This is a genomic window from Glaciecola punicea ACAM 611 (genome assembly GCF_000252165.1).
Classification (GTDB): domain Bacteria; phylum Pseudomonadota; class Gammaproteobacteria; order Enterobacterales; family Alteromonadaceae; genus Glaciecola; species Glaciecola punicea.
This window is the reverse complement of the sequence record NZ_BAET01000031.1, coordinates 45,878-67,484: the sequence shown is the minus strand read 5'-3', so window position 1 is coordinate 67,484 and position 21,607 is coordinate 45,878. Positions and strand designations below refer to the sequence as shown.

Here is a 21,607-nt window from a genome sequence, read left to right as displayed (position 1 = left end):
GTTAATTTTGTTCTGTGAAGTAGATAGTCTTCATTTTATGGCTGAACATTGAGGCAGGTTGTGCTGGTTTAATGACATTAGTCGATAGGTTTTAGTGATAATCAGCTACATACAAAACAGCTACATACAAAACCGCCTAATATAAACCCAGCGGAGGCAAAAGACGGATACAAAGCAGACGCATAAAAAAGCTGGCGAAAAAGACAGCGCCAGCTTCTAGTATGGTTAAGCTTATAAACGTTCTTGCTAAAACAGTGTTACTACATTCAATGACGTACCCACCGCTAGTGGACCTAATGCTAATGTACCCAGTGGAAGTGCTGAGACTTTTCTTCCATCATCGTAGAAGTTTGCTCGGGCATAAACAAGGTATTGTTATTTTCAAAGAAGAACTCTTTTCGTTGTTTTTTGCTGCCCACTTGATTCATTGTGGCACTTTCAAACACTCGTCCGTTAAGGATTGTGTGGCTAACGTATTCACTCCTTCGGATATCGCTTAGCACGTCACCGTCTATAATTACCATATCGGCTAGCTTACCCACTTCAATACTGCCAATGTCTTTATCCATGCCTAAATGGGTAGCGCCGTCTATAGTGGCGCCACGTAGGGCTTCAAAGGGTGTGAATCCGCCTTGTGCCATAATCCACATTTCCCAATGGGCGCCTAAGCCCTCGCGCTGTCCGTGGGCGCCAATCATGACGCGTACGCCCTCATCACGCAGGACTTTAGCGTATTTGGCTACTTCTATGTGGTTATACTGATTTTCAGGCGCGGTGGGACGTCTTATTGCACGTCGGTCAATTAAGAATGCGGGAGTGTAGCGTAATAAGCGTTCATTTTTCCACACCTCAGTTTTGTCATAAAAGTATTCTTCCCCCATTAGGCCGCCAAAAGACACTACAAACGTAGGCGTGTAGCTGAACTGCGTGGCTTTCCACAGCTGGGTTAAATCGTTATAGCCTCGTGCAATGGGTATATTGTGTTCAAGTCCGGTGTGGCCGTCTACCATCATGCTCATGTTTTGCTGCAATTTACCACCGCCTTCTGGCATTACCATCATGCCCAGTTTGTCAGCCGCTACTAGTAGCTGCTGGCGTTGGTCGCGGCGTGGCTGATTATAGCTTTTGACTGAAATTGTACCCATATCACGTAAACGTTCTACGTGGAAGTAAGCATCTTCATAGTCATTGATAACAGCCTTAAAACCTAAGGCTTCAGCGCCATATAAAATGGTGCCGGTTGAATATATGCGCGGTGCAACGCGCAGCCCAGCGCGCTGTAATTCTGCCGCGGCCATTATTTCGCGGGTGTCGTTTGAGGGATCATGAATAGTGGTTACACCAAAAGACACGCTAGAATACTGTCCCCAGTTTTGTTGAGGTATTATTTGCGCAGTGCCCTGTGAGCCATGTGCGTGAGCGTCGACTAAGCCTGGAATAACTGTCTTACCGGTGGCGTCAATTAGCAAGGCACCTTGGGGAATACTTACATCGCCTTGCTTACCTACCGCGCTTATGCGATTCCCTTCAATTAATACTACTGAGTCCTCAATCACTTCTTGTTGATTGTTAACATCGCGCATGGTTACAAGCTTGCCGCCTACTATAGCGGTAACAGTATTTGGCTTATCACTGGCTTGGCTAAAACTTACATTTAAGCCCTTATCGACCGGCTTAGGCATGCTTTGTAGATTTGCGCCAGCAACAAAATCAAAGGCTTCGTTAAGACTGCGTTCATAGTATGTGGCTGCATGTGACCACCCTACAGTAGAATTATCGTCTCGCCATGTCATATAATTACCCGCATGAGCCGAGAGTTGCTTAACCGGTAACGCACTCATATCAGGTGCAATATTAAAGGTCTTACCGTTAGTTTGAAAAGGTGCAACATAGGTTTTAAACTGATGCACAAACGCTACCCATTCACCGCTAGGGGATAAGCGATACTCGCTCACTTTGTCGTCGCCGTTTAAATGTACCTGTTTGTCTTTTCCGTTCAAATTAACGCTTGAAAATCGGGTTTCTCGGTAGGCATCAAACACGCTTTCAGTAAAGTAAACACGGGTGTTGTCGCCGCTAAAGTGAGGTTCAAAGCCGCTTCTAGACACGCGCTTCGTGGTTTTTTCGTCAATGTTGAGCACGTATAAACCAGGATCATTTGAATATTTAGGATTGAGCAAAAAGCCGCCGGTAATTTTGCGATAGGCTATCATTTTGCCGTCGGTGGAAAAGCTAGGCTCTATGTAATGGCCGGGACTCGTGCTAACGACTTTACCCTTGCCACCGCGGGCTGAAACGACTCTGATTGCGCCTAATGTTTCATCGTTCCAAGTGGTGTACACAATGCGCCTGCCGTCGTGTGAGTAGCGCGGATAATATTCGTCATGATCGTCTTGCTTAGCGTCTTGCTTAGTTAAGCGCTCAGCCTTGCCCGATTTAATATCGTGTAGATACAGTTTGCCCAAGGCTTGAAATAAAATTGACTCCCCATCGGGTGATTTCTGCGCCCAGCGCACCGCTTTCACGTCAAAATTGTCGGGGGCAACATCTACTTCAAAGCGAAGTGATTCTGCATAGCTTATGGTGGTCTCCACTTCTACATTTAAGGTGGTGAGGTCTTGGCTTTGCACATTAATAGAATGGAATTTGCCGCCTGTCCAAAACACGATATTTTCTGAATTTGGTGTCCAATCAAAATAGGCAAAGTAGCCTTCAGAGCCAAAGCCTTCTTGCATGTCGCGTTCTAAATCAAAAAATAGCGGTTCCTCTAGGCCTGTTTCAATGTCTTTGAGGAATAAAACGGTTTTGTTTTTTACGCGTCTTATAAATGCGACGTGCTTACCATCGGGCGACGGTGTGGGCACAACTGCGCCGCCGGTACCTGAAATATAGCGTTCTTCGGTACCTGTTTCACGATTGTAGCGCACTATTGCAAAGATAGACGTTAATGGGTCGCGGTTATATGCGAATTGAGAGCCAGGGCTTATATTTTGGGTATAATAAATGTATTGGCCGTTTGGGGAAAAAGCAGGGTCGGCGATATTTTGTTGTTCTACTCGGCCGTTTTCGCGCTCTTTTATGGCTATGCCCGTGCCACCGGTATGATGAAATAGCCATATTTCACCCGCTGGGATTGAACGCGATGAAACAATGCCTTTTGTGACCACTATGTACTGTGAATCGGGGCTCCACTTGGGCGCGTGAATAAGATTGATTTTTTCTTTGGTGACTTGCGTTAAGTTCGCGCCGTTTATATCCATTATCCATGCGTTTGACAAACCGTCTCTATCTGATATGAACGCTATTTTAGTACCGTCTGGGCTAATGGAGGGTTGAATATTCCACGCAAAGTCTTGGGTAAGCGCAATAGCCTTACCGCCTTTCGCATCCACAATGAAAATATCGCCTAGCATGTCAAATACCATGTGTTTGCCATCGGGTGAAATGTCTAAGCTTGACCATGTGGTTTCATCTGTGCTGATGTTAACTTTTTTCAAGTCCATGGGCGGTGCTAAAACATTCCATTGCTTTAGTGGATCTTTTTCAAGTGATTCTTTTGTGAATTGAGTCTCATTGCTTAATTTTGGATTAATGCTAAATGCATATAAAGAAGTGCTAGCAAAGCTACAACTTAAGCCAAATAATATCGCTAGCAAATTATGGGTTTGTCGTTTAATCATGGATAAAGTGGTCTTGTTATGGTCTTAATCTGTTAATTACCATAATTGTATAGCCTAGCTTTGGCAAGCCTTCTCATTACATTATGCGCGCTATCTCTTTATCTAATACTATTTACACCCGTTTTAATAAGCGACATTAAGACTTTATGTTAGCTTAACGGCAACGGTTGCATATTTGTTTACCCATTTATGAGTGCCTTTTTACCTACGAGTATGTTTTTAATGACAGGGCTTAGGCGTGGGTGCTTTGAGTGCTGCTTTCGTCGAAGCTTTTGTCACCAAACCAGTTTAACTTTTTATGTAAACTTACCACGCCGCCAACAATAATGAGGGTAGGCGGCTGAAGGCTCGCCGTATCCTTATTGCTCATAATGTCGATAAGTGTGCCCGTTACTACTTTTTGGTCGACACGTGTGGCGCTTTGAATTAAGCCAATTGGGGTGCTAGCAGGCATGCCATATTCTATTAACTTTTCACAAATAATAGGCAAGGCGGTAAGCCCCATATAAAACACTAAAGTATGGTTGGGTTTTACCATGCAGGCCCAGTCCAAATTAATGGTGTTATTGCGCAGGTGCCCGGTAGTAAAAGTAACCGATTGCGCATGATCTCTATGCGTCAGAGGGATCCCCGCGTAGCTTGCAGCACCCGTGGCAGCGGTAATACCCGGAACCACTTGAAACTCAATGCCTTGCTCAATTAAGGTTTCTATTTCTTCACCGCCACGGCCGAACACGAACGGGTCGCCACCTTTTAGACGTACCACCCTGTTGCCTTTTTTGGCTAAATTGGCAAGCAACTGGTTTATTTCTTGCTGAGGTATAGTGTGATTACTTTGCTCTTTGCCCACATAAATCTTCTCAGCATCGCGGCGCACTAGCTCTAAAATTTCTGGTGACACTAGCCGGTCGTAAACTACCACATCGGCTTTTTGCATTAAGCGCAGCGCTCTAAAAGTGAGTAAATCAGGATCGCCGGGCCCGGCGCCAACTAGGTACACTTGACCTGCAGGTTTGTCACCGCCGACATATTTTTCGAGCGCGCTATTGAGTTGCTGTTCAGCCTGCTGTTTATTGCCTTGCAGCACGTTTTCGCCAATATCACCGTCAAGCACGTCTTCCCAAAAATAGCGTCTGTCGGTTACGCTACTCAGTGAGGTTTTAACCGTATTTCTGAATTTTTCTGAAAATGTGCCTAGTCGTTTGATGTTATGTGGTATCACCGATTCGAGTTTTTGTCGTAAATAGCGCAATAATACCGGCGCTACACCACCGCTAGACATGGCGATTATAATAGGTGAGCGGTCAACAATTGAAGGCGTAATAAATTTACACAGCGGCGTATTGTCTACTACGTTTACCAATATGTGTAAGGCATGAGCTTGATCATGTATTTGCTGGTTAGTTGATTCACTGTCAGTAGCCACAAAAACCATTTGTTTGTTGTCCAAATCGCTTTTCTCATATTCACGCCTTATAAGCGTTACATTTGCTGAATGTGCTAACTTTTCAACGGTGTTGCTTACCCAAGGCGCCACAATGGTTATTTTGGCCGGTGTTTTTAACAGCAGCTCGCATTTACGCGCAGCCACTTCTCCTGCGCCTACCACTAGGCAGTGGATGTGTTGTGCATCAACAAATATCGGAAAATATTTCATATGGCCTCTTTTAATAGCTAAGAAGTGTGCCATAAACCAGAAACAAAAAAAGGAATAAAAATCAGATTTTTATTCCTTTTTGATATACTAAATTACTAGACTCACAATATAAGCGTAGTTTGGCTAACTAGCTAATTTTTAGGTCGCTTATTAGGGGCTTCTTCACTCCACTCACGCATGTTAAGACGTTGTCCTGCAACGCGTGTTTTCATAAGCGTTTCTTTTGTTTTTTCAGGCATACTGTCTGGCAAATCTACGAGTGTGAAGCTGTCATGTATGTCAATCGCGCCGATATTTTTACTGCTCATATCGCCTTCGTTAGCAATCGCACCCACTATGTTGCCGGGTTTTGCGCCGTGTGTATAGCCAACTTCAATTCTAAAGCGTTTCATGCCTGCTTCAGGATTTGAGCGTGGACGCGATGGTTTGCGTTCACGCCCGCCTTCACTGGGGCCGTCGCGACCACTTCGACTTGGGCTGCGACTGCGTTCGTTGCGCCCGCCTCTGTCACTTCTTTCAGGACGATCTTTAAATGAGGGTTTAGCATGTACGTCAGGTCGGTCTTGTTCGCTGAGTAACAAAGGTTCATTGCCTTGAGCTACTTTTGCTAGCGCCGCCATAACCATTTCCGGTGAAGCTTCAGATTCTCTGATAATAGCTTCAATGACGGGCATATATGACTCAATTGATTCATGGGCTAATGCGTCTATCACACTTTTCTTAAAGCGACCTAAACGAGATTCATTAAGCTCACCAATAGACGGAATTTCCATCATGGTAATTTCTTGCTTAGTGGCTCGCTCTATTGCGAATAGCATACGCTTTTCGCGGTGAGAGATGAATAGTATTGCATCACCTTTGCGGCCAGCACGACCGGTACGGCCAACTCTATGTACATAAGACTCTGTGTCATGAGGCACGTCGTAGTTAATAACATGGCTTACACGTTCAACATCAAGGCCACGGGCGGCAACGTCGGTTGCTACTAAAATATCTATTTTACCTTGCTTGAGTCTTTCAACGGTGCGTTCGCGCGCGGCTTGTGCGATATCACCGTTAAGAGCTTCAACGTCGTAACCGCGGGCAGATAGTTTTTCAGCAAGTTCAAGCGTAGCTGTTTTTGTGCGCACAAAAACAATAACGCCTTCAAACTCTTCTATTTCTAGAATTCGGGTGAGGGTTTCAAGCTTATGATGACCTGCTACTTGCACGTAGCGCTGGCGAATGGTGCTTGCAGTAGACACTTTCGACTCAATTTTAACGTGCTTTGGATTATTAAGATATTTTTGCGAAATCTTTTTTATCTGGTCGGGCATTGTCGCAGAAAATAAAGCCGTTTGACGTGTGGATGGTGCATGGCTTAGGATTAGTTCGACGTCGTCGATAAAACCCATGCGCAACATTTCGTCGGCTTCATCAAGCACTAAAAAGCGCAGTTTATCGAGTTTAAGCGTTTTACGTTTTATATGGTCAATAATACGACCTGGTGTGCCTACCACTACCTGAACGCCGCGCTTTAATTGACGAATTTGGTTATCGTATGATGAGCCACCGTATACTGGCAATACGCGGATTTTCTTAGAAAAGCTTGCATACACCTGAAAGGCCTCTGCCACCTGAATCGCAAGTTCGCGTGTGGGAGCTAATACTAATAGTTGTGTGTAAGCTTCGTCAGGGTCGATGTTAGCTAACATAGGTAGGGCAAACGCAGCTGTTTTGCCCGTTCCTGTTTGTGCTTGACCTAGTAAATCGTGGCCTTCTAGAAGCAGTGGAATGCTTTTTGCCTGAATGGGTGAAGGCTTCTCGTAGCCTACCTTTTCAACCGCTTGCAGAAGGGCACTCGGCAAGTTTAAATCTTTAAATGTGATGTCGACACTGTCGGTCATGGTATATCCTGAATAATGAAAGAACAAAAAGGCAAAGCAGTGAATACACGAGCGCCCTTAATTGACCATGTAGTATACTCGAAAGTGATAGCAGATACCATCAAACTAATTCGCAAAATTGTGGTTAAATGTCCCACAATTAGCTACAGTACAAGCAATTACGATTTTTTTTAATTTTTAATGGTTATCAGGGATAATAAGGCACAAATAAGTATGCAAAATCTTTGCTCAAACACACATACTTTCCGATTGTCATTACGTTTATGTAAGTTAGTTGCCCTGGTTTGTATTGTTTTTTCATAGCTGCTTGCTAAAAGAAAACATCACAAGAAAATATTCAAGAAGCCGCCGAGTTTGCGACAGCCACAAACAACCAGGCCGCGGTTGTTGCCCTTAAAAATGCAGTACTGCAAGTCTCGCGTTCAAATCTTGCGCGATTTGAACGAGGTAAACGGTACCTAGAACTAAATGATTTCGAATCAGCCGAAAAAGAGCTGAGTCGTGCAAAAGAGTTAGGGTATCCTGAACATGAAGGGGTACCACTTCTTATGGTTGCGTTGCAGAAAATGGGCGCTAATATGGCAATTGCTGAATTAAAGAACAAATATTTAAACTAGCAACAACTTTCTGAACAGGGCTCACGTGTTAACGTTAAGTTGACTAAACGTGAGCCTTTTTAGTGTAAACAGATTAATAACACAGTTAACATAGTCTCTTCATGGCTATGTTAAAACGAGACTAAGAGTAAAGCACTTGATAAAAACCATACAAACTGCATTTTTAAAACTGCGTAGTAACAAAATATTTGAACTTGTAGTAGTGGCGGTGATCATTATTTCGGCCTTAGAAATAGGGGCTAAAACTTACGATTTATCAGACGCGGCAATTTTTATCCTTGAGTACCTAGATGTGTTCATCACCATTTTCTTTTTATGTGAAATACTGGTCAGATTTATTGGTGAAGAAGAAAAAAAGAATTTCTTTAAATCGGGTTGGAATATTTTCGACACCTTGGTCGTTGTCATCAGTTTAATTCCTGTTGATGAATCTGAGATGGCATTACTTGCCAGATTAATTCGAATTTTCAGAGTGCTAAGAATGATTTCGATTATCCCTGAACTGCGGATCCTTATAAACTCCTTGCTTAAAGCGCTGCCACGTTTGGGCTACGTGGTGCTACTGATGTTTATAATATTCTATATATATGCGGCTGTTGGTAGCTACTGGTTTAGTGACATCAACCAGGTACTGTGGGGCGATATTGCTATTTCAATGCTCACTTTATTTAGGGTAATGACCTTTGAAGACTGGACCGATATTCAGTATGAAACGATGGAAGTATATCGTTTTAGCTGGATATTCTACATGACATTTATATTTTTCACTGCCTTCGCATTTTTAAATATGGTGATTGGGATAGTGGTAGGGGTCATGGATGAGGAGCACACCAAAGAGCGAAATGAAGGTCAGCCGAGCATGCTAGATCTGCAGAAACAGATTGAACTGTTAAGTCAGCAGGTTGAACAGTTGACTAAGGGTAAGCCTGATAAGATGCCATAGAAAGAATATCGGCGTTTCACTTATTGCAGTAGCTAATTCGCTATGGCTAATTCAGCACAGCCTGGCAAATTTCACACCAGTATATACGCCGGCCATTTCTTAGCCCTTTCGCAATATTAGACACGCATTCACGGCAGGGCAGCCCTTCGCGGTTAAACGCCATAAAGCGCACGCTTTCGTAGCTTCCTTTTGTCTCTTTAAGCTGCTTTCTTAGCTCGTCAGGGAGTGTATAGCCTTTGGTGCTATATGCACGTTTGGAAATAATAAGGGTTTGCTTTGACAATGTTTCAATTTGCTCTTGGCTGAGCTCTTTAGGCTTTAAGTCTGGATGAACACCGGCCGCAAATAAAATCTCGGTGCGCAAGTAGTTGCCAATACCGGCAATAAAGGCCTGGTCCAGATACAAAATAGACAGTCTTCGCTTACAAAATCGCTTGGCTTTTAGCCGCAGGGCGATCGTCTGCCAGTCTATATCTTTTTGCAGGATGTCGGGGCCAATTTTTTGTAAAAATGGATGGTTTATCAAATCGGCTCGTTCATACACTGCAATGTCTGAGGCGCTATATAACAGCGCGCTATGTGTGCTTGTGTGCAAAGCTAAGCGCAGCGAGCGCTTAGTCTGTGGCAGATTACCTCGTTTACAGGTGCGCCACACGCCATACAACTGGTTATGAGAATATATCGTGAGCCCATTTGCAAAGTGAATCAGCATCGCTTTGCCGCGTGTTTCAACCTTCGTGACTACATTACCTTTAAGACTAAGTGCAGCTGCGCTTAGTCGCGGCAGACCTACGTCTATGTCTTCAATAACTTGATTTTCTATAATTTTAGCTATTTTGTCGGCGGCAATTCTAATTTCAGGGCCTTCAGGCATTTTTATGTCTACCTATTTTGATTTGCTAGAGCGAATGTTGCGAATAAGTATTAACTAAAAAATGTTTACGGGTAACACAAGACATTACTAAGAAGCAAACACTAAGCGAATCAGAATAAACAAAGAGACACTCGCTAAGAGGGTCTCTTTATGTGCTATAGCCTAAGATTGAGCAGCAGGCGCTGGCTTTAATACCCTGTTAATATCCATCAAGTCTTGCTGCGTTAAAGTACCTGACGCTTCCTTTAAGCTAACAATAGCGGCAATAAAGTTATAACGAGCATCGGCTAAGTTACGGCGGGCATCAAACAGGTTTCGCGTGCTGTTAAGGACATCAACAATGGTTCGTGTACCTACATCAAAACCCGCTTCGGTTGCTTGTAATGCACTGTTGGCTGAAACGACCGACTGTTCGAGCGCGCGAATAGTCGCTATTGAGGCGTTAACATCATTGAATGAGCTGCGCACTTGGCGGACCATTTGGCGATACGTAAGCTCTAAGTTTTCACTTGCTATGACATAATTGGCGCGGGCTTGCCGAGTGCTTGCTGACACTCTTCCGCCTTGGTAGATAGGAATGTTCAAGGTAAGGCCGATTGAGCTGCGGTTCAATGCGCCGGGTTGACTAGCTTGGCCGCCATTAAAAACGGTTTCAGAGTCGTTCACATCAAACGAAGCGCCGAATCTTAAGGTAGGATAGTGACCACTTTTGGCTAAGGCAATTTCTTCTTTGGCCACGTCTTTTAGAAAGCGCTGTGCCAATAAATTCAGGTTTGACTCTTTTGCCAGGTCTAACCAGGCGCTAGCAGTGCTAGGGTCGGGCTGCACAGCAGTAAATATTTGCGTATCAAGCACGGCAATTTGGTCATGGTATTTACCGGTAATCTCTCTTAATTGCTCGAGGCGCTCCTCAAGCAAGTTCTCAGCGCGTATTTGGCGTGCAACTGTATTGTCAAAGTTGGCTTGCGCCTCGTGCACGTCGGTTATGGCGGTTAAGCCTACTTCGAATCGTTGTTTGGTCTGCTCTAACTGTCTTTCAATGGCTTCTAGTTCGGCTTTTACAAACTCAACGTTGTCTTGTTCACGCAGTACAGCAAGGTAGGCATTAACGGTACGCAACATTAAGGATTGCAAGGTTGCCCCTAACACCGCGTCACTTTGCTGAGCGATAAGTTCTGCGCGGTCCATACCTAACCAATTTGCGTGGTCATATAAAGACATATTTAGGTCAATACCATAGTTGATTCCAGTAGTCTCAACTTCTGCAATGGCATTAATAACGACTCTTCCCCCATTCTCATCGACTACGGGATTGTTGTTGGCGTCAAAAACAGGTTGATTAATTTCGGTTTCTCGGGTCCCATCTGAATAGCTAATACTGCCTGTTATTTGTGGTAGCAAATTAGCGCGACTAATGTCAATACCCTCGTAAGCAGCATCTTTTTGTGCTTTGGCCCTATTTACAATAGGATCATTAGCTTGCGCCAGCTCATAAACAGTGGCTAAGTCATCAGCAAAGGCTGAGCTTGAAAGAGTGAGTCCGATAACTAGGGAAATGAACGTTTTTTTCATTGATGGGTGCTCTGCGGTATTGTAGGGGTTAACGCGAATATTGCGTGTAGTGTAAGTCACCCACGCTTGAATGCGTATAAAATGCTTATATCAAGTTATGATTAAGTGTAACAGAATGTAATGTATTTGCAGATTAAACATCTGTTATTAAATAGGGTCTGGAATAAACTATGGGGTTTCAAGCGACTGTTTTTATGGCGCATCAGCAGTAAGTGTATATTTGCGTGCTCACTTCACCTAAGCATATTTGTAACGGGTGACTAGCTTATTTGCAGTGGATGGGTAAACTACTTGCTTAAAGGAATTAGATTATTTGGACCCCTTCTCATGACGACAGCCTACCCTAAGTTCACAAAAGCCGATGTAACACTTATCAAAAAAGAATCACTGTATAAGGGTTTTTTTGAGCTAAATCGTTACCATCTGAAGCATAAGTTATTTGATGGATCACAAAGTAAAATAGTCGTGCGTGAAGTGTTCGAAAGACGTCATGCCGCTGCGGTATTACCTTACGATCCAATTCGTGACGAGCTCGTACTACTTGAACAATTCAGATTTCCGGCAATGGAAACGAGTGACCAGCCTTGGTTAATTGAGGTGGTTGCCGGCATTATTGAACATGGCGAACAACCGCAAGAGGTATGCATTCGTGAAGCCCAAGAAGAAGCGGGCATACTCGTAAGTCAGCTTATAAAAGTAAGCTCTTATTTAGCCTCACCCGGCGCCTGCACTGAACGAATCCATGTCTATTTAGGCTACGTAGACGCCAGCACCGCAAAGGGCATTCATGGATTAGACAGCGAATCTGAAGATATAAAGGTTCTCACAGTGCCTTTTGAACAAGCGGTAGCGTGGTTGCAAGAAGGTAAAATAGACAATAGCACCGCTATTATCGCCATTCAGTGGCTTATGCTGAATAAACAGAAAGTTCGCCAGCAGTGGCTAGCGACAGAGTGAAGAAGGTAAATACCCTAGCAGCAACTGAAACTTAATGCATTTTGCCAGCGTTCATTACACTAACATAAAAAGGTAATTCACACATTTTACGCAAAAAATATGTACCTCATCTGCCGACTATTCTCGCAACCTGTGAGCATAATTATTCGTGCATGCTAAAATTGTTGCCCGACTGCGACACGCGTGACTTGCACTATGAGTTTGAAGTTGGTCGTGATACTAAATATCGCATACAAATCGTCGATTCGAGCCGTTATACAAGCACCTTAAAAATGGCCCAACTAAGCAATAGCACGCCTGCATTCTTGCAGCCTAAAATGGTAGTTCGCCTATATCACGATGCAAAAGTAGCCGAGGTTCTTGAAGCCCAGCGAACGTCGCGCTTAAAACCGGTGTACGAATACCCAAATCTAAATATGCACCAGCGCAATGAGAAACATATGGTGAATGTGTTTTTAGCAGAATGGTTACATTTTTGTCTGTCTCAAAGGCTTGCGTCTACTGCCAATTAGTTTTAGTTTATGGCGTCAATTAGTCAAACAAAGCCATATATGCACCACTTAGTTTATTTACACGGATTTTTGTCGAGCCCGCATTCGCTAAAAGCGCAGCAGACCATTTCTTTTGCTAACAAACATTTTCCAAATCTTAATGTACATGTGCCGGAATTACCCGGTGACATAAATAAAGCCATAGAGCTTATAGATAACTTGCTAGCCACACTGGCGTTAAGTCATACCGGTTTCATTGGTAGTTCGATGGGTGGGTTTTTGGCGACGTACTGCGTTGAAAAGTATGCACTTGGTAATAGCCCAAAAGCGGTATTAGTTAATCCAGCTGTTGAACCTTTCAAGCTGCTAGGCAATTACTTAGGGCAACATGTAAATCCCTATACTAATAAAGCATTTGCTATTGTGCCTCAGCATATTGTTAAATTAAAGCAGTTGTATGTAAATGAATTAGCCGCGCCTGCACGCTATAAAGTGTTATTGCAAACCCATGACGAAACGCTTGACTATACATTAGCAGCAAAAAAGTATGCGGCTAGTGATCTGGTTATTGAACAAGGCGGGAATCACAGTTTTGTTGGCTATGAAGTCCACCTGCCAAGTGTTTTTAAGTTTTTATTTGCGTAAAAAAAGAGCGAGACAGCGTGGTTGCTCAATCCCTATTCGCTTGTTACTATTGGATTTATATACAGGTGTTTATTTGACCAAGCCCCACACGAGTGCAAATCATGTCACAACAATATAATTCAGATGCTATTGAGGTTTTAAACGGCCTTGACCCAGTGAAGCGCCGCCCCGGCATGTATACCGATACCACTCGGCCTAACCACCTGAGCCAAGAGGTTATTGATAACAGCGTTGATGAAGCGCTTGGCGGTCATGCCTCCAACATAAAGGTTATTCTGCACGAAGATCAGTCATTAGAAGTGGTTGATGATGGCCGTGGCATGCCCGTAGACATTCACGCTGAAGAGGGCATGAGCGGCGTTGAACTTATTATGACTAAACTGCACGCGGGAGGTAAGTTTTCAAATAAACACTATGAGTTTGCCGGCGGTTTACACGGCGTGGGTATTTCAGTGGTAAATGCGCTGTCAACACGCGTTGAAGTTACCATTCGTCGAGGCGGGCAGGTGCACCAAATAGCCTTTGAAAACGGTGACAAAAAAGAGGAACTCGCCGTTATTGACACCTGCGGAAAGCGCAACACCGGAACCCGCGTCCACTTCTGGCCCAATCCCATCTATTTCGATACGTCCAAATTCTCCGTCGGTAAGCTACTGCATATATTGCGTGCAAAAGCGGTGCTGTGTCCCGGTTTACGCATAAAGTTTGAAGACAAAATTGGTAAAGAGTCTTACGAATGGCATTATGAAGACGGTCTTCAAGATTATTTATTACAAGGCTTAAAAGAGTATATTACGGTGCCGGGTGACGTGCCTTTTGTAGGCAGTTATTCAGGTAATGGTGAGGCAGCTCAGTGGGCTATAATGTGGCTGCCAGAAGGCGGTGACATGGTCACTGAAAGCTACGTTAACTTAATACCAACCGCGCAAGGCGGCACCCATGTAAACGGTTTACGCCAAGGTTTATTAGACGCCATGCGCGAGTTTTGTGAGTTTAGAAACTTGCTGCCACGAGGTGTTAAAATTACTGCCGACGACATATGGGACCGCTGCTGCTATATATTGTCAACCAAAATGCAAGATCCGCAGTTTGCTGGCCAAACCAAAGAGCGTTTGTCGTCACGACAAGCCTCTGCTTTTGTGTCAGGGATTGTTAAAGACGCCTTCAGCCTATGGTTAAACCAGCATACTGACGTAGCAGATTTACTCGCTGAAATGTGCATAAATAACGCACAGCGAAGACTGCGTCAAAGTAAAAAAGTCGCGCGCAAAAAAATCACATCAGGTCCTGCACTGCCGGGTAAACTCACCGACTGTTCAACGCAAGACAACGACCGCTCTGAACTATTTTTAGTGGAAGGTGATTCAGCCGGTGGTTCAGCCAAACAAGCCCGCGATAGAGAGTTTCAGGCGATTATGCCGCTGCGCGGTAAAATACTGAATAGTTGGGAGGTTGACTCGTCGCAAGTGCTGGCGTCGCAAGAGATACACGATATATCGGTAGCCTTGGGCATAGATCCCGACTCTGAAGATTTAAGTGGCCTTCGCTATGGCAAAATATGCATACTGGCCGACGCTGATTCAGACGGCTTGCACATTGCCACACTGCTGTGTGCGTTATTCGTCAAACATTTTAGAAAGTTAGTCGACACGGGGCATGTATATGTGGCGATGCCGCCCTTGTTTCGCATAGACGTGGGTAAAGATGTGTATTACGCCCTTGATGAAAGTGAAAAGCAAGGCATATTAGATCGTATAGAAGCCGAAAAAAAGCGCGGTAAAGTAAACGTTCAGCGCTTCAAAGGATTGGGTGAAATGAACCCGCTGCAGTTGCGCGAAACTACTATGGACCCTAACACTCGAAGGCTGGTTAGGCTCACTAGTGAAGATGCCCAAGGCATGCTTGAACTAATGGATATGTTACTGTCTAAAAAGCGCGCGCCCGATCGTAAGGCTTGGTTAGAAAGTAAGGGTAATTTGGCTTTAGTGTAGCCATACTGCCTTAATTAAGTTTTTTCTTTTTCGAAGGAAATTTGAAGTGATAATTTGGTTAACCCTGTTATCTGGACTGGTGCTACTTATTTTGGGTGCAGAGGTGTTGGTAAAAGGCGCGAGTCGATTAGCCACTTTTTTTGGTGTGCCAAGTTTGGTTATTGGACTCACCATTGTGGCATTTGGCACTAGCGCGCCAGAATTGGCAGTCAGTGTAAAGGCCGCTTTCGATGGCGAAGCCGAACTAGCCATTGCTAACGTAATAGGCAGCAACATCGTTAACGTGCTCGTTATACTAGGCATTTCTTCAATCATTCTTCCTCTGGCCATCGCTAACCAGCTGGTGCGTCAAGACCTGCCTATTATGGTCGGACTGAGCTTAGTGCTGGTGCTATTTGTACAAGACGGCCAACTCGGAAAAATTGAGCAGAGTTGAAGGTGGCTTTTTCTTATTGCTTTATGTCTTTTACACATGGTTTTTAATTTCGGTGTCGCTCGAATTTACATATGTAGAAAATTTACAAAAGGGTATTTTGTTTGGTTTACTGCCAATACTAGGTGTTTATGTATTGTTTACCTTTCTAAAAGCGTTTAAAAATAAAAGCTCCTAGAAAATAAAGCGGAGTGTTAGCCCAGTAAGCTAGCATGTAAGAATTACTTTTCAGCGGCCGTGAGTCTTATATTGTTTACACTGTGTTTGATTTTGCCTAGTAATGCTTAAACAAGTGCTCAAGCATTGATATACTCAACCGTATCCCTATCACTAGGGCAATACATAAATATGAGCTATGTACCTGTGTTTACGCAAAAGAGCACGGTTAAAGCAAGCTTAGCGAAAGGGAAGCAATGCGAAAAACAATTAAAGGGCTAGTGGCTTTACTACTGCTAATAACGATAGTGTTAATGGTATTGGTGTTTGACATATCCTCTTCTGTAGAAGTAAGTTCGTCAGCACAGGTGAATAATGCAGACACAGTGCAGCCTCTTATAGACGAGCTAAAACAAAGTTTACGAAGCCGCTACGAGTCGCAGCAAATTAATGTTAGTGCGGCCCAAGCAAATAGCCTAGCAGGTTTTATTAACCGCGCGCGCAGCCAAGTTGATGCTCACGTTACGTTTAATAACGACAAAGTGAATATTGCGCTGTCCTATGAGATTCAAACTGGTCTTTTTCCACTTTATCTTAATATTGAAGCACTTGTGCGCGAAGGCAACGCACTGCAGATAGAGACCGTACGTGTGGGCGATCTGAAACTGCCTGGCGGCTTTGCCTTGGGACTTGCTGAGTCTTTTACCAACGCATATACTTCTTCTCAAGTGGCTACGAAAGCCATCGCCAGTGTTGAATCAGTGGTAGTAGAAAACAGTGCTATGCAGGTCACCCTTGCGCCGTTGGACGCCCTACTTAAAGAATTTAAAAACATAGAAACAGGCAGCAGCCGAGCAGACTCTCGAATTTTGAAAATAAGAATTGCACATTATTTACGTCTGCTAGACGGTATGTATGTGGCAAATGATTCTGAAAATGCAGGCTTAACCTCTTTAAGTATTTATTTGCACGCGGTCATGCAAGAAGCAGCTGCCCTAAGTCAGCAAAGCTCTGCCCCGCTTGAAAACGAAGCGGCTATTTTAGCCCTTGCGATCTACGCAGGTAGTGGTCGTTTTACCACCATAATAGGTGACTTAAGCTTTGCCATTGACAACATTCCAAGCGCATCGCCAAAGCCGGTGCTAGCAAATAGGCAAGACTTGAGCCTGCACTTTATTTACTCTGCGGCAATTAAGCTACTTTCTGAAAAAGGCGTGAGTATCGCTGTTGGGGAGTTTAAAGAGCTAATGGATCGTGGGAAAGGCGGTTCAGGCTATAGTTTTATAGACTTAGCCGCCGATTTATCTGGCGCGCATTTCGCTGATTTAGCGGTAAACACCCAGCGTGCAAAACACCTGCAGCAAGTAATGGGCAGTGCAGCAAACGAAAGCTTGTTTATGGTGTCTATTAATGACTTAGATGAAGGACTCAATAAAACTCAGTTTACCGAAAAGTATGGGGGGGTAGACACGCCACTGTACCAAAAGGTTGTGGATGACATAAACGTGCGAATTTCTAACTTACCGATCTCTCAATAGGACATTACAATGCCTGTACATGAAATAAAACACCCGCTTATACAGCACAAAATAGGGCTAATGCGAGCCTATGGCGTTAGCAGTAAAGATTTTCGCGAACTTGCCAGTGAGCTTGCTAACTTACTCACCTACGAAGCCACCCGAGATCTACACGTCGAAACAAAGTCTATTAAAGGCTGGACAGGTACGCCCATTAATATTGAGCAAATTAAAGGTAAGAAAATTACCGTTGTGCCCATTTTAAGAGCTGGCTTGGGTATGTTAGACGGTGTACTAAAGCTATTACCTAACGCTAAAATTAGCGTGGTTGGATTATATCGCGATGAAGAAACCCTTCAGCCGGTAGCATATTTTGACAAGGTCGCCAACGATATTGACCAACGCATAGCGCTTATTATCGATCCTATGCTGGCAACAGGCGGCACGCTAAACGCAACTATTAGCTTGTTAAAAGACAAAGGCTGTAAGCATATTTTAGGCTTATTCCTCGTTGCAGCCCCAGAGGGTATTAAAACCGTCACAGATGCGCACCCCGACGTTGATATTTATTTGGCCTCTGTAGACGACTGTTTAGATGAAAAAGGCTACATATTACCCGGTCTAGGCGATGCTGGTGATAAGATATTTGGCACCTAGTAATAGCGATTAGTATGGCAATGCGTGTTCTGCGTAAGCATTAGGCAATAATGCTGGTCGCTATATTGCCTATCACTGCATTATGAACCCTTGCGTAAGCCACTATTCTTGGCTGTAATGTGTAGCGTATAAGGTCTTGTCAAACACCGTCGCGAACATAGTCAGGTAATTCATCCTCGTGAGGAATTGGGGTTGAGTTACCGTGTTTATCTATAGATACAAATTTGAATTTACCTTCAGTGACTTTTTCCCTTAGGCCAATTCTGTCGCGTCTTACCCATGCTTCAACATGTATCGCCATAGAAGTTCGGCCGAGCTCGCAAACATGTGTATATATGCCCAAAATGTCACCCACTTTTACGGGCCTTATAAAGCTCATGCTATCTAGCGCAACGGTAACTACGCGGCTTTGTGCTCTTTGTCCGGCGCAGATACCCGCGGCAATGTCCATTTGAGATAAAACCCAGCCACCAAATATATCGCCTGCTGCGTTGGTGTCAGCAGGCATAGCTAGCGTGCGTGTAGTAAGCCTACCAGAAGGCTGTAAACTGTCAGATTTTTTGATGGCGTGTAAGCCTTTAGGTTAAAAGCGTAGGAATAAAGCAATATTATAAGGTCTTTTGATAATGACACAACAAAGTCTTGTGAAACTCTAGACGCTGTCGTTTTAGCCTCAATGGTAGAGTGGTGTTTAATTGCTCGTTATCCTGGCGTAAATAGTTAATACTGATCTTCGGTACAAGGTTTTAAGCTAACTAGTATGTGCTAACCTTTAATACTCTAATTTAGTTTAAATGCTCCCAGCACCATTAACTTTACGTAGATTTTGTACAAATGCTTATTTTTATATCGAAACTAAAAGGATCGTTAATGACCAAGTCTTTCTTACCTACGCTTGTCTGTTTGTGTTCATTCGTATTAGTACTTAGTACCTCGGTGGTCTCCGCGCCTGTATTCAAAGTCAGCAAAGACGGTGAAACAATTTATATTGGCGGCACCTTTCACTTACTTACAGAGGGTGATTATCCGCTTCCTGAGGCCTTTGAAAAAGCCTATGAGCAGGCCGATGAGCTTTATTTTGAAACCGATATTAACGCATTAAAGACGCCGGAGTTTCAGCGTAAGAGCTTGGGTGTTTTATTGTACCAAGATGGCAGTACTTTACAGTCGGGTCTTAATGCGACAACGTATGCGCGCTTTGTCGAATATGCAAAATCGAGACAGCTTGATCCCATGCAGTTAAATGCCTTAAATCCCACGGGCGTAATGTTCACTATTACTATTATGGAATATCAAGCGCGCGGTTTTGTTGCCCAAGGAGTAGACAAATATTATTTTGAAAAAGCCGAAGCAGACAATAAAACCATTGGCTGGTTTGAAACGCCAGACCAACAACTAGCAATCATTGATAGCTTTGACGATGAAGAGCCAAATGCCTTAATTAATTACACCTTAGACGAAATCGAAAATTTTGATGCTGTCGTAAAGCCTCTGCATGAAAGCTGGCGCTCTGGAGACATGGAAACCTTAACAGCCCTAGGTATAGACAGCTTTGAGGGCTATCCTGACGTTTACGATGCACTGCTGGTGCAGCGAAACAACAGCTGGATGACTAAAATTGAAGCGATGTTTGGTGATGAAGGTACCGAGTTTATACTCGTAGGCGCACTGCACTTACCCGGTGAAGACGGTGTGCTTACGCAATTAACCAATAAAGGCTATACTGTTGAAAAACTGTAGCAGTGGCTAATGTGTTTTAGGCAATAACAAATTTTACGATACCGTCTTTTTAAACTGCGTTAAGGTTGTCAGCAAAAGCTCGATTTTTTTCACGATGGCTGGAAGTTCTTTATTCAAGGTGCTGGGGTCAGCGTCAACTAACTGGGCTACTTCCCCAGCAAGTTCTTCCACGTAAGGACCAAAGCGTTTATTACGTGTTGTAAAACCTGAGCCATCAACAAAAACGCTATCAAACTTGCCTTTGCCTTTTGCCTGCAGGGTATTAAGGGCTGCGTCGGCGTCTACCGATTTGCGATAAATAACGCGTAAGTTTTCGTTTAACGCCTCTATTATTTTACTCATGAATCTCCCAAAGTTGCCGATATTTCTAATGCGGACAATTGTGCCTGTATTTAGTTTTTGCTACAAGCAAATATGAAAAAAGGAGGCGCAATGGATATGCAAGGTACATCTGGCGTTGCTCAAGCACTTGCAATAAGGTCTGCCGTAATGGCAAACAATAAACAAAAGCAGGAAGAGCAGGCGGTTTTAGCATTGCTGCAGTCGGCGCCTGTGTCAAATACGTCTAGCGTAGGGAGTTCAATAAATACTTATGCTTAGCAGTATAAGCCGAAGTTTTAATGTGTTTATAGTCGTTCATTTATGTTTGTCTTTAGATACGCATTTACGTTAAGGCTCAAGTCCTAAATCGATTGGTGTCTTACCGGGTTGTCTTGGCAGTTCTTGCACTAGCTTGGGCACCAAAAATCCCGGTAAGCGCGTTATTACCTTAGCCATAATTTTTTGAGCATCGGGTTTACTCACATCAAAATGCGCTGCACCTTTTACCGGATCAAACATATGTAAATAGTACGGTAAAATATTCGCTTCAAACAAAGCCTCGCTCAGCTCACAAATTTCTTCAGCGCTATCATTAATATTTTTTAGCAATACCGACTGATTAAGTAAGGTTACACCGGCCTGTTTCAGCATTTTTGTTTTTTCTATTAGTGCTTCACCTATTTCGTTTTTATGATTTATGTGTAGCACTATAATCGGCTTTATACGTAAATTAGTAAGCCATGCTAATAGCTCATTATTCACGCGAGAAGGAATCACTACAGGCAGTCTGGTGTGAATTCGCAGTCTTTTAATATGCGTAATATTGTCTACTTTTTGTGCAAGCTTCGCTAGTTGCTTGTCGTTCGCCATTAGGGGGTCGCCGCCGGAAAAAATGACCTCATTTATATTGGTATCATTATTTATATATTCTAATACCGACTGGTATTGAGCTTGTCCAAGCTGGTTGTCTTGATAGGGAAAATGACGTCTAAAACAGTAGCGACAGTTGATTGCACAACCGCCTCTAACAAGCAGTAAAACACGACTTTTGTATTTGTGGATTAGGCCCGCTGTGGTGCCGTTTTGTTCTTGCAATGGGTCGGCTACAAAGCCAAGCTTATCGACAAATTCAGCCTGTTGGGGCACAACTTGTTGAAGTAAAGGATCATACCAATTTGATTGTTGCATAAGGTCTGCAAAGGGCTTAGGTACCCGCATTGGGAAAAGACGGCGCGCGTTGTTGTGCTGCTCAATGATACTGATATCGTTTTGAGTGGGAATAATGTTTATATTGTTGTTATTCGAAAACGCATCGTTCGATAAAGCCGGTGGCAGTGAACTAGGGTCTATCCGCAAATATTCCAGCAATGAATCCAACGTGGTGAAAGAGTTTGCTAATTCTTTTTGCCAATGAGTCTCTACAGGCGGTGTTTTTTTAGGTATTATCAGCATGTTTATATTATTGACCCA

General features: G+C 43.7%; 18 protein-coding genes. 10 read left to right on the top strand and 8 right to left on the bottom strand.

Going from position 1 to position 21,607, the window contains the following annotated elements; translation table 11 throughout:
* Positions 1–299: 299 nt before the first annotated feature.
* The 3 genes from GPUN_RS12035 to GPUN_RS12025 all read right to left on the bottom strand — a co-directional run bounded on the left by GPUN_RS12035 (position 300) and on the right by GPUN_RS12025 (position 7,223).
* The gene (locus GPUN_RS12035) at positions 300–3,680 is read right to left on the bottom strand and encodes an amidohydrolase family protein (protein WP_006007156.1); all 3,381 of its coding nucleotides are present in this window, start codon (positions 3,678–3,680) and stop codon (positions 300–302) included.
* Between the two features lie 232 nt (positions 3,681–3,912).
* Positions 3,913–5,337 (bottom strand): siroheme synthase CysG, encoded by a 1,425-nt coding sequence (gene cysG / locus GPUN_RS12030; RefSeq protein ID WP_006007154.1) that lies wholly within the window; start codon positions 5,335–5,337, stop codon positions 3,913–3,915.
* 131 nt (positions 5,338–5,468) lie between these two features.
* Complete coding sequence (locus tag GPUN_RS12025; RefSeq protein ID WP_006007151.1) at positions 5,469–7,223, bottom strand: DEAD/DEAH box helicase; 1,755 nt, start codon at positions 7,221–7,223, stop codon at positions 5,469–5,471.
* Between the two features lie 753 nt (positions 7,224–7,976).
* Between GPUN_RS12025 and GPUN_RS12020 the strand changes: the two genes are divergently transcribed.
* A complete protein-coding gene (locus GPUN_RS12020; protein WP_006007145.1) occupies positions 7,977–8,783 on the top strand; it encodes an ion transporter in 807 nt (268 codons plus the stop codon).
* Between the two features lie 46 nt (positions 8,784–8,829).
* On the opposite strand, the gene nei is transcribed toward GPUN_RS12020, so the two are convergent.
* Positions 8,830–9,657, bottom strand: a complete 828-nt coding sequence (gene nei / locus GPUN_RS12015) for an endonuclease VIII (RefSeq protein ID WP_006007143.1) — start codon at positions 9,655–9,657, stop codon at positions 8,830–8,832.
* A gap of 162 nt (positions 9,658–9,819) precedes the next feature.
* Positions 9,820–11,229, bottom strand: a complete 1,410-nt coding sequence (tolC, locus tag GPUN_RS12010; RefSeq protein ID WP_040521077.1) for an outer membrane channel protein TolC — start codon at positions 11,227–11,229, stop codon at positions 9,820–9,822.
* Between the two features lie 327 nt (positions 11,230–11,556).
* Between tolC and nudF the strand changes: the two genes are divergently transcribed.
* The 7 genes from nudF (at position 11,557) to upp (ending at position 18,076) form a co-directional block, all read left to right on the top strand.
* On the top strand, positions 11,557–12,186 hold the full coding sequence (gene nudF / locus GPUN_RS12005) for an ADP-ribose diphosphatase (protein WP_006007139.1): 630 nt from the start codon (positions 11,557–11,559) through the stop codon (positions 12,184–12,186).
* 152 nt (positions 12,187–12,338) lie between these two features.
* Positions 12,339–12,698 carry a DUF1249 domain-containing protein gene (locus tag GPUN_RS12000; protein WP_006007137.1) on the top strand — a complete coding sequence of 120 codons (360 nt, stop codon included), beginning with the start codon at positions 12,339–12,341 and terminating at the stop codon, positions 12,696–12,698.
* 39 nt (positions 12,699–12,737) lie between these two features.
* Positions 12,738–13,322: a YqiA/YcfP family alpha/beta fold hydrolase gene (locus GPUN_RS11995; RefSeq protein ID WP_040521100.1), complete on the top strand. Its 585-nt coding sequence runs from the start codon at positions 12,738–12,740 to the stop codon at positions 13,320–13,322.
* A 101-nt stretch (positions 13,323–13,423) separates the two neighbouring features.
* Positions 13,424–15,313: a DNA topoisomerase IV subunit B gene (gene parE, locus GPUN_RS11990; protein ID WP_006007133.1), complete on the top strand. Its 1,890-nt coding sequence runs from the start codon at positions 13,424–13,426 to the stop codon at positions 15,311–15,313.
* A 46-nt stretch (positions 15,314–15,359) separates the two neighbouring features.
* On the top strand, positions 15,360–15,749 hold the full coding sequence (locus tag GPUN_RS11985; protein WP_051987351.1) for a sodium:calcium antiporter: 390 nt from the start codon (positions 15,360–15,362) through the stop codon (positions 15,747–15,749).
* 410 nt (positions 15,750–16,159) lie between these two features.
* Positions 16,160–17,440 (top strand): YfiM family lipoprotein, encoded by a 1,281-nt coding sequence (locus GPUN_RS11980; RefSeq protein WP_006007131.1) that lies wholly within the window; start codon positions 16,160–16,162, stop codon positions 17,438–17,440.
* 9 nt (positions 17,441–17,449) lie between these two features.
* A complete protein-coding gene (gene upp, locus GPUN_RS11975) occupies positions 17,450–18,076 on the top strand; it encodes a uracil phosphoribosyltransferase (protein ID WP_006007129.1) in 627 nt (208 codons plus the stop codon).
* Positions 18,077–18,215: 139 nt separating this feature from the next.
* Here the strand turns inward: upp and GPUN_RS11970 are convergent, their stop codons facing one another.
* Complete coding sequence (locus GPUN_RS11970) at positions 18,216–18,584, bottom strand: acyl-CoA thioesterase (protein WP_006007128.1); 369 nt, start codon at positions 18,582–18,584, stop codon at positions 18,216–18,218.
* A 362-nt stretch (positions 18,585–18,946) separates the two neighbouring features.
* Here GPUN_RS11970 and GPUN_RS11965 point away from each other — a divergent pair, with 362 nt between their 5' ends.
* A complete protein-coding gene (locus GPUN_RS11965; RefSeq protein ID WP_006007126.1) occupies positions 18,947–19,816 on the top strand; it encodes a TraB/GumN family protein in 870 nt (289 codons plus the stop codon).
* A gap of 33 nt (positions 19,817–19,849) precedes the next feature.
* Here GPUN_RS11965 and GPUN_RS11960 read toward each other — a convergent pair whose 3' ends face one another.
* Positions 19,850–20,158: a hypothetical protein gene (locus GPUN_RS11960; RefSeq protein ID WP_006007123.1), complete on the bottom strand. Its 309-nt coding sequence runs from the start codon at positions 20,156–20,158 to the stop codon at positions 19,850–19,852.
* Positions 20,159–20,248: 90 nt separating this feature from the next.
* Between GPUN_RS11960 and GPUN_RS14420 the strand changes: the two genes are divergently transcribed.
* Entirely contained in the window at positions 20,249–20,416 is a 168-nt protein-coding gene (locus tag GPUN_RS14420) for a hypothetical protein (protein WP_006007121.1), read from the top strand.
* A 69-nt stretch (positions 20,417–20,485) separates the two neighbouring features.
* Here the strand turns inward: GPUN_RS14420 and epmB are convergent, their stop codons facing one another.
* A complete protein-coding gene (gene epmB, locus GPUN_RS11955) occupies positions 20,486–21,589 on the bottom strand; it encodes an EF-P beta-lysylation protein EpmB (protein WP_006007119.1) in 1,104 nt (367 codons plus the stop codon).
* Positions 21,590–21,607 lie beyond the last annotated feature (18 nt).